At 45.6% G+C, this 11,865-nt stretch carries 9 protein-coding genes; 8 read left to right on the forward strand and 1 reads right to left on the reverse strand.

Translation table 11 applies throughout. From position 1 onward, the window contains the following. Nucleotides 1–29: 29 nt before the first annotated feature. Nucleotides 30–2,906, forward strand: coding sequence for a GAF domain-containing protein (locus H6F98_RS11290; RefSeq protein ID WP_192218781.1), 2,877 nt, complete (start codon nucleotides 30–32; stop codon nucleotides 2,904–2,906). A 129-nt stretch (nucleotides 2,907–3,035) separates the two neighbouring features. Here the strand turns inward: H6F98_RS11290 and H6F98_RS11295 are convergent, their stop codons facing one another. Continuing rightward, on the reverse strand, nucleotides 3,036–3,608 hold the full coding sequence (locus tag H6F98_RS11295; RefSeq protein ID WP_192218782.1) for a hypothetical protein: 573 nt from the start codon (nucleotides 3,606–3,608) through the stop codon (nucleotides 3,036–3,038). Between the two features lie 1,089 nt (nucleotides 3,609–4,697). Here H6F98_RS11295 and H6F98_RS11300 point away from each other — a divergent pair. The 7 genes from H6F98_RS11300 (at nucleotide 4,698) to H6F98_RS11330 (ending at nucleotide 11,745) form a co-directional block, all read left to right on the forward strand. After that, nucleotides 4,698–5,411 (forward strand): M15 family metallopeptidase, encoded by a 714-nt coding sequence (locus H6F98_RS11300; protein ID WP_192218783.1) that lies wholly within the window; start codon nucleotides 4,698–4,700, stop codon nucleotides 5,409–5,411. A gap of 261 nt (nucleotides 5,412–5,672) precedes the next feature. Beyond that, nucleotides 5,673–6,470 carry a glucosamine-6-phosphate deaminase gene (locus H6F98_RS11305; RefSeq protein ID WP_192218784.1) on the forward strand — a complete coding sequence of 266 codons (798 nt, stop codon included), beginning with the start codon at nucleotides 5,673–5,675 and terminating at the stop codon, nucleotides 6,468–6,470. Nucleotides 6,471–6,606: 136 nt separating this feature from the next. Next, nucleotides 6,607–6,990 (forward strand): DUF3110 domain-containing protein, encoded by a 384-nt coding sequence (locus H6F98_RS11310; RefSeq protein ID WP_192218785.1) that lies wholly within the window; start codon nucleotides 6,607–6,609, stop codon nucleotides 6,988–6,990. A 265-nt stretch (nucleotides 6,991–7,255) separates the two neighbouring features. Next, nucleotides 7,256–8,173 (forward strand): N-acetylmuramic acid 6-phosphate etherase, encoded by a 918-nt coding sequence (gene murQ, locus H6F98_RS11315; RefSeq protein ID WP_192218786.1) that lies wholly within the window; start codon nucleotides 7,256–7,258, stop codon nucleotides 8,171–8,173. Nucleotides 8,174–8,288: 115 nt separating this feature from the next. Continuing rightward, nucleotides 8,289–9,830, forward strand: coding sequence for a site-2 protease family protein (locus H6F98_RS11320; protein ID WP_192218787.1), 1,542 nt, complete (start codon nucleotides 8,289–8,291; stop codon nucleotides 9,828–9,830). 30 nt (nucleotides 9,831–9,860) lie between these two features. Next, nucleotides 9,861–10,760: a DUF3445 domain-containing protein gene (locus H6F98_RS11325; protein ID WP_242058485.1), complete on the forward strand. Its 900-nt coding sequence runs from the start codon at nucleotides 9,861–9,863 to the stop codon at nucleotides 10,758–10,760. Nucleotides 10,761–11,262: 502 nt separating this feature from the next. Continuing rightward, nucleotides 11,263–11,745, forward strand: a complete 483-nt coding sequence (locus tag H6F98_RS11330; protein WP_192218788.1) for a hypothetical protein — start codon at nucleotides 11,263–11,265, stop codon at nucleotides 11,743–11,745. The last annotated feature ends 120 nt before the right edge of the window (nucleotides 11,746–11,865 follow it).

An 11,865-nucleotide genomic window follows, 5' to 3' on the forward strand; every position in this document is an offset into this window, starting at 1 on the left:
ACTCCAGTGCTTTTATCCCAGGTTGCACTATGATCTCCAATCTAACTGAACACTCACAGCATCGCGAAAATCTCAACAGCGGCATCCTAATCGCTCAGGGATTGAAAGCTAAATCTCAAAATTACAAAAGATTATTAACAGTGGTGTTGCAGTGGACGGGAGGACAACCCTTCCTTACCCAGCAACTGTGTAAACTACTCGTCGAGTCAGAAGAGTTACCTCCTATCGGAGAGGAAGCGGAGTGGGTCGAGAACTTAGTGCGATCGCATTTCATTGAAAACTGGGAAACGCTTCCGGAGACAGAGCATTTGCGGACGCTGCGCGATCGCATCCTCAGACGTAAGCCACGTAGTGCTAAACTCTTGCAGCTATACAAGCAAATCTTACGAAACGAGAGCCTACCCACTAATGACAGTTCAGAACAAAAAGAACTGATGCTGTCGGGTTTAGTCGTGAAGCGGGCCGGTATCTTAAGAGTTCATAATCGGATTTATGAATGTGTATTTAATGAAACGTGGGTTGAGAACGCTTTAAAGGGTCTACAATCTGAGCTTGAACCCACGGAGTCTGAATTTCTCAAAGCACTTGCTGAGTTAGAAAGAAAGCTTTTAGTCTCTCAAGTCGAGATCTTATCCAAAGCTGACAACGAATCTGAGGAACAAGGTTCAGCGCAGGCTCTGTATGAGGTACTGCGGGATGTTACCGCAAAAGTTGGTAAATTGCTCGGTGCAGACCGGGCAACAATCTTTTTACTCAACGACGAAAAGACAGAACTTTGGTCACTCGTTGCTGAAAATGAAGAGGGTGAATTCTTAGATATTCAGGTGCGAGTCGGCGAAGGAATTGCAGGTCAGGTTGCCCGGACAAAGAAGGTTATTCATATTCCTAACCATGTCTATGAAGACCCCCGCTCTGCCTTAGTCCAAGAGTATGACAAGAAATACAACTACCGTACCGAAAATATTTTGGCATTGCCGATTCTAGATGAAAACAGAGAAGTAGTTGCCGTTGTCCAGTTACTAAACAAGTTGCAGCCAGCAGGAGATGCACAGGATGACAATCATCCCACAGTTACGCAACAAGGCTTTACAAAATTAGACTTGGAGCGACTAGCGAAATGTGTTGTTCCAATTCGGCGAATTTTAGAAAGCTGTCAGTCCTGTTATAAAGCAACCAAAAAACTTCGAGCGGCAGCGGCACTTGCCGAAGCAACGCGATCGCTTGACCAAATCAATTTGGATACCAAAGCCATCCTTCAGCGGGTGATGAATACCGCAAAGAAGTTGATGAACGCCGACCGTAGCACGTTGTGGTTAGTTGATCATGACCAAGGTGACTTGTGGACGGAACTTCCTGGGAAAGGAGAACTCCGATGTGCATTAGGGGTTGGTTTTGTCGGTCAAGTCGCTCAAAGCTGTGAACCGATGATTATCCCATTTGACTTATATGAAAACCCTAATGCTGGTAACGCTAAAAAAATTGATGAACAAACACGATATCGCACTTGTAGCCTCCTATGTATGCCAGTTGTGAGTCCTGATGGTGAATTGCTCGGTGTCACCCAACTTGTTAACAAACGAAAACCTGGCGATCACCCTGAGTACAACAAAGATGAGTGGCCGAATGTACCAGATTATTTCAAGGCTAGCTTCGACAAAAATGATCGGCAGTCTATGCAGGTCTTTAACGAGCGAGTGGGAGTGGTACTTCAGTTCGTTAAAACGCATGAAACCTTAAAGCAGCTAGCGCAAATTGAACCGAAAGAAGCGATTTATAACGCTCTGGCTGTACTAAGTAATTCTGTCGCTAACCAGAGTGATGAAGCTCTCTACAATGCGCTTTACTATCTGTTGAGCTTCATTAATCTATCCATCAGTAAATTACTGGAAGCAGAACACGCCACGACTTTCTTGCTAGATGCCGATGAAACTGGTTTTTGGTCATTGGTTACTGAAGAAGAAGGAAGTAGCGCAACAGAAATTCGGATTTCTGCGAGTCAAGGCATAGCCAGTAAAATTGTTGCCTCTAAATCCATCAAAGCTAGCAGCCAACCGAATAAGTTTAATGATGTTTTAATCCACATCGGCATCAACCCAGCCAACTTACACAGCCTTCATAACGTCTTATTATTTCCTGTTGTCAATCAACGAGGAAATCTGATCGGCATTATCCGGACATTCAACAAATTAAATTCTTCTAGCGAACCTGAGGCAGTGCCAACGGAACGAATTGATCCAAGAGGCTTTACTCCAGCAGATGCTGATAAGTTGAGGCAACGGACTGAATCAATTCTGCCAATTCTGCAAGCCTTCCAATCGTTCCATCGGCAAATTCTCACCATTCAAGAGCAACGTAAAGCGATCGATCCCCTTTATCAAGCGATCAGCTTTGTTAGCCAAAGTAGCGGCAATCCAGAAGAATTAATTCAAAAAGTGATGCAGGCAGCCAAAAAACTTACCAATGCTGACCGTAGCTCCCTTTGGCTTGTAGATTATCAAAGCAATGAATTGTGGACAACCATTCTCCAAGCCGATGGTTCCTGGGTAGAGACACGAGTGCCAATGGGAGAAGGCTTTGTTGGTATGGTCGCTCAAACAGGTCACCCCGTGAATATTCCCTTTGACCTCTATAATCATCCCGACTCTGAGGTCGCTCGAAAAACGGACGAGAAGACCCATTATCGCACTTGTAGCTTATTGTGTATGCCAGTTTTGGGTTCCGATGGTGAATTACTTGCTGTGACTCAACTCGTCAATAAACGCAAACAGGGTGACTTCGGCGAATATGATTCGGCTGATTGGCCCAACGTTCCTGACTACTTTAAGGCAAGTTTCGAGGAAAAAGATCAAAGGGACATGGAGATATTTAACAATCAAGTGGGCGTTATAATTCCAGGATTATTTTGATGAACTCAAATGATAGTTGAAAAAGCAACCTTATTTGAGTGTAACTGAATAGAAATGGCTCCTAGGTTGGGAGGACTTCCTAAGCTTGTAAAGAGATGAACGTTTAAGCTTCTCTTAGGAGCTGCTTACTCATTTAAACAGGTTAGCTAACTCCTCATTGGATGTACCAAGGATTCGGGCGAGCATATTCATCTCACTGTTTGTGAAGCCATCTCTTACCTCAGTTAATTCTTCAACTGATTTTCCTAGAATCCGTGATAAGACTTTGATCTGATTATCACTGATGTCTTTGCCCTTGAAGATATTTTCCAGTTCTTTAGGAGACAATTTATAGGAATAGCAGAAGCGAACAAAGTCCCGGTTACTAATGTTGAGTGCGCGTTGTCTCTCACGAAGTAAATAAGCGATCGCCCTCGTTCCGTGTTCAGGACGCTTCGCTTTTTCCAGATATTTGTTCATCCGTCGGTTTAACTGATTAATATTGCCACCCGACTGTTTGATTAAGTCCAAGCAAGCCATTTGAAAGGCTTTAGTTAGGGTCTCATTCTCTTCGTTAAGTTTTTCGTAGTCATTAAAAATTTCAATGATTCTGGCAGCAAATTCTGGTGTGCAAAACCCAACCTCCATTTCCTCATCAGAAATAGCAATATAGGAACGAGATTGATTAATTCGCAAGCGCAAAGGTTGATTAATCTTTGCCATAAATTTAACGGTTTATGAAACGCTATTGTATGCAAGGACTTTAGACAATTTTGCCAAAATCTCGTTACTGGGGATAGTCACGTAGAATGCAAAATAAAACAATACATCATCTTAGAGCGTGTTTGAGTTACTGGAAGCTTAAGACACAATCACTCTCCGTTTACATATATACCTATGTCCGATACAGGAAGGTTGACTAAAGCGATTGAAAAATCCGTCCCTTAAAGCTCAGACTTTAAAACCGACCTTCAATTCTCACCTTGAGATGAAGAAATAAGCATACCCCACCAACCTCTCAAACTTCCAATGGTAAAAGATAGAATTTCTTAATTCCTCTCCTCTGAAAATAGCAGGGGAAGTTGGGGATACAAGGGAGGCAAACTTTCATTCCTTCGTTGTGAGTACTCGCTTATGATGCCTAGTCTGCAAAAAGGCAGAGAGGCAAGAGGCAAGAGGTGGAGGTGAGAGGATAGAAACTTTCCTCAAATTCGTTGTGCCCTGTATACACGGGAGTCTAGCTTGTGTAGGTCGGTAGACCCCGAAGTACCAAGGTTCCTTGAATCTCTTAATCCTGTTTTCTAAAGCGTGTGGGTCGGTTGCGCTTGGCGGATGCTCCCTCATGACGTCCCCTATGGTAAACCATTTATTATTACTTCCATTGTTGGCAGCTTCAACAGACTTGCAGAAGAATTTTGTTGTATTGTGCTGGTTCGCTCACTGCCGTAACTAGCCAGGTATGTTCTGTATAATCTAACTTCAGGTTGAGAATGTATGTAATATTACCTATAAATTCATGCAACCTCATCAAAGTCTCAGCGAGAGATTTCAACTTTTAGGCAATTTCCAGTAGTTTGCCTCAGCGACTCGTAAAGGAATTCAGACTACGGCGACGTATGCAGGAATACTTAACACAGTTAGAGTAACTGAAAGTCTCAAAAAACGATTGGGTACTCTCCTTCTGGCACAAGCATTAGCACACTCAACCTGTAAGTCTAGCTAGCACACACTTATCAGCTTACTGGCAAGAGGTCTGTTGCTGGAGTGTTCAAAAGACAATTACCCAAGAAAACAAAGCGGAAAGACGAATCCATGAAACCCTACCAGACGATTCCTATCCTGGAGTGTGGAGAACCGCTTGTACCCATTCCTCTGGAACAATTTGCGGTAGAGTTACCTCACCCCTATGAAAAATTAGGCGCACCTTATGCAGAGGCTTCGCCCTACTACCTTCGCCAAAGCGTCCTTAGTGCCTTAATTACCGCTCAATCCCAACTCCAACAGCAGTATCGAGGTTGGCGTATCCAGATTTTTGATGCCTATCGACCTGTAGCTGTTCAACAGTTTATGGTAGACCATACCTTCAGTGAGGTTGTTCAGGCACAGAAATTAAACCCAGCGTCGCTATCTGAGGCGCAACGCGAGGCAATTTGGCAGGAGGTTTATCAAATTTGGGCAGTACCGAGTCCTAACCCGATGACTCCACCACCTCACAGTACGGGTGCGGCTATAGATCTTACCCTGGTAGATGCCACAGGTCAGCCAATCGATATGGGTTCAGCGATTGATGAACTCTCTCCTCGCTCTCATCCTGATTACTACGCCAATCAGCCAGAACAGCCGTATCATAAACACCGTCAGCTACTACGGGATGTAATGTATTTTGCTGGATTTCAACGTCATCCTGGCGAATGGTGGCATTTCTGTCTGGGTGACCAGATGTGGGCATGGCTATGTAATCAAGAACAGGCAAATAGCACCTTTACAGCCCGTTATGGTCGGGTTATTTTTGGGACTGGGGAGTAGGGACTGGTTGGGAATTGGGAATTGGGAATGGGTTAGCCCGTTGGGAGTAAACATAAGTTTTTACGACCTAGCACCTATCGCTCAACCCTAATCCCGGAAACTAGCAACAAAGATTTCTGGCTTTTTGTGGGGACGCTTTTTGAGGAGTAAGCAACAAGTACGGCTGGGTTGCCCCATACTTAAAGTTGTAAATGTTATTTACATTTGTAGTCGTGGGTTTGTGCCCATGACAATTTTTTGGGAAAAAGTCCCAACTTCTTTATGTCTTTGAAAGCGAATACGATTCAACCTGGTGCAGCCAGAGAAACCTTTCAGACTGATGTCCTATCGGTACGCCTATGTCACTCCTCTAGCGAGTTGGCACAAGATGCAGCACTTTTTGTACGAAACTATTTGCAGGACATCCTCAGTCAGCAGCAAAACGCTTCTGTCGTCTTGGCAACTGGTAACTCACAAATTCAGTTTCTTGATGCTCTAATTGCTCTAGGGGGTGTAGATTGGTCACGAATTAGTCTGTTCCATCTTGACGAATATCTGGGAATTGATGCCGACCATCCCGCTAGTTTTCGCCGCTATCTGCGTGAGCGAGTGGAATATCGAGTTAAGCCCGACAAGTTCCACTATCTTGAAGGTGACACCTTAGAACCGTTAGCAGAATGCGATCGCTATACCCAGCTTCTCCTCGCTCAACCGATTGACCTTTGTTGTCTCGGTTTGGGAAAAAATGGACATTTAGCGTTTAATGAGCCATCTGTTGCTGAGTTCAATGACCCTGAGCGTGTGAAACTCGTGAAATTAGACAAGGAAACGCGCCTTGCACAGGTGGATGGAGGTCACTTCCCAAACCTTGAAGCCGTGCCACAATACGCCTTCACGCTGACTATCCCGATGATTTGTGCCGCAAAAAAAATCCTCTGCCTTGCACCTGCAAAACACAAAGCCTTAGCGGTAAAAACGATGTTATTGGGGGCACTTTCTACGGATTGTCCGGCTTCCGTACTCCGCACACAAGCTCAGGCAACCTTATTTCTAGATGCAGATTCGGCAAGTTTACTTTAGATTTGCTTTTCGAGGCAGCGTGTTGGCTAGTTTTAGCGGATTAACCCAGACTTCACCCATGCACAAGGGCTGTGGTCAGATATTCTAGGAAAAGATGGCTTCTTCAAGCGGACACTACAGAAAGTAATAACAGTTTATGGTTGCACCAAAACGAGTATTTGTTCTCTTATTCAATGCCGGGACAGAAAACGAGGGCATTCACACGATTCGGATTGGCGATCGCAACACGGTGCTAATGTTCGAGTCACAAGACGATGCCACCCGCTTTGGGGTGATGCTGGAAGCGCAGGATTTCCCTGAACCGACGGTGGAAGAAATGGAGGCTGCGGAAATTGAGGAGTTTTGCCTCGGTGCGGATTATGACGCAGAACTGATTGAAGAAGGAATGCTGGCAATGCCGCCAGAGACTAATGTCGAAAAATTGGATTGGCAAGCTGACGCTGATGAAACTGATGAAACCCAGGAACCAGAACTGTCTGATTTAGACCGAATTCGCCGTCAGTTGGAGGGATTGTTGTAAACGTCCGCTCTTAAGCCAATGCAAGGATTTGAGAATGTCGATTTTGGATAGCTCTCCAATCGCTGTAGCTAGTGCAAGAAGGCTTTTATGAATATTGTTTGTAAGGTAGCTTTTTAACCTTTTTCAACTGGATAGTTATTTCCGTCACACTGCCTTAGTAGTTGAGACAATTGCTATAAGTAACAATCCTATTGGGTACTACTGAAGGTCAGAGGAACCCTCTAACCCTTGCGTCCCAAAATCGAGAATTCAAAAAAGGGCAGCTATGAAGAATTTGGAAGAGCGGGGTCATCTGTTAACAGAACAGATTAACCCCAACAGTCAGAACCTAGACCAGTTAACATCGCTGGAGTTGGTGGAGCTGTTTAATCGCGAGGATGCTAAAACCCTCAGTGCGATCGCCCAGGCAAAACTCCAGCTAGCCGAAGCGATTGACCTTACGGCTGAAGCTTTTGGTCGGGGGGGGCGCCTCTTCTATGTTGGTGCAGGGACGAGTGGACGATTAGGGGTACTGGATGCGGCTGAGTGTCCTCCCACCTTTTGTTCACCACCCGAATTGGTACAGGGCATTATTGCTGGCGGTGCTGGAGCTTTAGTGCGTAGTTCCGAGGATTTGGAAGACCGAGCCGAAGATGGAGCCGAAGCGATCGCCCATCGCCAGATTACAGAACTTGATGTTGTTGTCGGCATCACGGCTGGAGGTACTACCCCCTTTGTCCACGGTGCAATTCAATCGGCACGGCAACGGGGAGCCAAAACGATTTTGATCGCGTGTGTTCCTACCGATCAAGTCAGTATTGAAGCCGATTTGGATATTCGGCTACTAGTCGGACCGGAAGTGCTAGCTGGCTCTACACGCTTGAAAGCGGGTACAGTAACCAAGATGGCATTAAATATCCTCTCTACAGGGGTTATGGTGCGCGTCGGCAAGGTCTACGGCAATCGCATGGTCGATGTTGCCGTTACAAACAAAAAACTGCACGACCGAGCCTTGCGAATCCTGCAAGACCTCACTAACCTGAGTCGGGAAGAGGCAGGTTACTTATTAGAAAGCAGTGGACGTCGGGTGAAACTCGCCCTACTGATGCATTGGACAGGACTCGACGCAAAAGAAAGCGATCGCCTTCTTGCCGAACATCAAGGCAATCTCAGAGCTGCTGTCCAAAGCTGTAAAACGAGTTAAACACTCATCCGTCTAAAGTTTTAAATTAAAAATAAAGGATTAGAATCGCTCGTCAAATCTTTCACCTCTTCCACTCCTTTTTCGATAACAGATAACTAACGACAAAAAGCTAAAAATGTTTAATGGATCAGAGACTACTGCAACTCTTTTAATCATCCTGGTAGCACTCGGTGTTCTAGGTTGGGGCTTCAACCGAGCAAGGTCTTACGGAAAACTAGGGATTTTAGCCTGGTTGCAGTCGGTCGTCTTGACAGTTCCTTGGCTGTTGTTTTTTGGCTTATTTTCCGCTGGAATTTACCTCAATATCGTTGGCATTCTGTTTTTATTAGTCGCTTCAGCCGGACTGTATATCATCTTGGGCAAGCAGTTGCGTGATGCGGGTCAGGATGCCGTTCTCCGAGAACGTGCAGCAAAGCTATTGAGTGAAAAACAAGAGGCAAGCGAGGGACAACCCCTACAAGACCAAACTGCCGCCACAGCCGCAAATGTTTCACGCTCCTCTAATGGTACAAATCCTGCCATAACTGAGGTTGTTCCGATTCCTGAAGAAGACCTTAAAAGCATCCAGGGAATCTTTGGCATTGATAGCTTCTTTGCGACTGAAACAATTCCTTATCAGGAAGGGGTCATTTTCAAGGGCAATATGCGGGGAGGTGAGCCAGAAGCCGTATTTTCCCGTTTATCAAAAAGCTTAGAGGAACGATTAGCTGATCGCTACCGACTATTTTTAGTGGAAAGCCCTGAAGGAAGACCCGTTGTTATTGTCCTCCCCAGCAGCAACGACCCACAACCTCTAACAACCCCCCAGAAAATTCTTGCTGTGAGCTTGCTCATCGCGACAATAGCTACCAGTTTGGAAGCGGCTGGACTACTACTTCACTTTGACTTCTTCAGTAATCCAGAGCGGTTTGTGGAAGCCTTGCCAATCAGTGCCGGAATCTGGACAGTTCTCGCTGCTCACGAACTGGGTCACTGGTGGCAGGCACAGCAGCACAACGTGCGGCTCAGTCTACCGTTCTTCATTCCTAGTTGGCAAATCGGCTCGTTTGGTTCCATTACTCGCTTTGCATCCTTGATACCAAACCGGAAAGCCTTGTTTGATATTTCTATTGCTGGCCCGGCGGCGGGTGGGATTGTTTCGCTATTGCTACTGACTAGTGGATTAATCCTGTCTCATGATGGTAGTGCCTTTCAAGTGCCTGTTCAGTTTTTCCAAGGGTCAGTATTGGTAGGAATCATTGCGCGACTTTTTCTAGGTGCGTCCCTACAAGCACCTCTAGTTGATGTTCACCCCCTAACCATTGTTGGTTGGTTGGGTTTAGTGGTAACGGCATTAAACTTGATGCCAGCAGGACAACTGGATGGAGGGCGAGTTGTCCAGGCAATCTACGGACGCAAAACTGCTCGACGCGCAACAGTGGCAACGTTGATTGTTTTGGGAGTTGTCGCTCTGGCAAATCCAGCCAATCCACTCATTTTGTATTGGGCGATCGTCATTCTATTCCTACAGCGTAGTTTGGAGCGCCCCAGCCTCAATGAAATTACAGAACCTGATGATACTAGAGCCTTGTTGGGTTTACTCGCACTGTTTTTAATGGTGGTAACCTTGATTCCCTTAACACCTGCTGTCGCGATTCGGTTTGGAATTGGAGGTTAGTTCTTAGTTGTTGGTTATTAGTAGGAATAGATGAGCCTACCTAGTTATCTTCCCTTTGCTGATGGACAGTGGCGCCTGAGTATGGGGCTAAAATCGCTCAATCTTCAAGAGTGGATTAAAATCGATGAACACCTCGCTAAAGAACTTGCCCTCAAAGACAAGCTGCTGAAGAACCAATATTCGGATGTTTTTGCTTGCCTTCCAGAAAGCCGATTGAGCCAGAAAGAAGTACTAGACTTACTCCTCAATCACCTGGTGGAACACTTCCCTCAACACTACCGACAGCAAGGTACAACAATTGAAACTATCTGCACTGGACAAGTTTGGGATATCACTCACTTTGAGGCAGTACCGCTTGATTTAGCGGGACGTTTGGTGCAAGAAGATTTGTTGCTAATGCAGCCAAGTCCTGAAGGCTATATCTTGACAGCGGCATCCCTCTGTTTTCCTTCTCGCTGGCGACTGCGGGAAAAGCTTGGGCATCCACTCGCTCAAATCCACGCTTCAGTTCCTGGATATCATGACAAACTAGAGCGTCCTGTAGATAGTTTCTTTGACCGCCTGAAAGTCAATCATCCGGCGTGGCGCTTGAATTGGAGTATTGTGGATTCGCCAGAACTTTTCTTAGCCCAAGAAAAGGGAGACTTGGATACGACGATAAATGCCGAAAATGCGGGGGAAAAACTCTGGATTCGAGTGGAGCGTCAAACTCTACGGCGACTTGAAGTTAGTGGCGACATCCTCTTTACCATCCGTACCTATGTGCATCCTCTACAGATGCTTGAGGAGAATTCTGCGATCGCTCATAATCTAGCAGAAGCCGTTAAACAAATCCCCTTAGGGATGCAGATTTACAAAAACCTGTTGCCAATTCGCGAGGCGCTTTTGGGTTATCTTGAGCAAGTTACAGCGGCACACTCGATGAACTAAAGCGCCAATAGAGATGTTATCCGCCTTGGTGGCAGCACTGTGCGATCGCAAGTCGTTAAATAATCGTAATCTAAACTTCATCAGTGCTTAATGCACTTCGGTATTTTCTTAGTTAAGATATCGGCTACGAAGAACAAAAAATTTGTAGAGAAGCCTTGACACAGGTTCTCGAAAATCAATCTTGCTTCCAGAATCCACTGCCAAGGTGACAGTGTTGCTGCTTCTGTAAAAAATTATACGTTTGCAGTACGGACTCATTCGAGTGCAGCAGTGGAGATGTGTCTGTGATTCAGAGACGGATTCTGGTGGAAAACCCTTAGGTTTGTCCCTCCAGAGAATCCTATAGCTGAAAGCTAGCGTCTCCTGATATTTTGGATCAATCAAGCTGCTCTAGAGTAAAAAGTTTTAGATTTTTTGGAGCAACTTAGCATTGGGGTGTGGCTATCGATCAATTAGTATGCTCTCAGATCTTAGAGAAGAGCACTCACTTGCGAGGCTTGCGATGGAAGATATTAATACTAGAGGCTCTGCCACAAAAACGATTGAGACAAAATTTTTTCAGCCCCGTCTCATTATCCAATCCCTAGCGTTTACAGGTATTTTGTACTTTAGCGTTGGTCAGACACCGCCAACTCCTCCTACCGGGGTAACGTCACAGCTAATTCGGTCTAGCACTCCCTTATCCAAATCTGTTGGTAACACCGTCTTGCAACATGCTTCCCAACAGTCAGGATTACCAACCTCTGAGCTACGCATTGTCCAAGCTCAACCCCAAACTTGGTCAGATAACTGCTTAGGGTTGCGTGAGTTGGGAACGCCCTGTACCCAAGTATCCGTATCCGGTTGGCAAGTCGCTGTTGCGAGTGGTAAACACAAACAACATTGGATTTATCGTACTGACGCTTCTGGCTCGGTTATCAAACTAGAGCGCGGCACCTCTTTACCCAACCAAAAGCATAAAGAGGCTTTACCAACAGTCGGTTAATTAGTGTTAACGGGACTTAAACGAAAATCAACAAGCAATAAAGGTATAATCCAGGCAGGGCAGATATTTTACGTTAAGGTTTGAGCGATGAAAGAGACAACTCCTGCCGCCATGCCCCCT

The sequence above is a fragment of the Microcoleus sp. FACHB-SPT15 genome (assembly GCF_014849525.1).
Taxonomy (GTDB): domain Bacteria; phylum Cyanobacteriota; class Cyanobacteriia; order Cyanobacteriales; family Coleofasciculaceae; genus Symplocastrum; species Symplocastrum torsivum.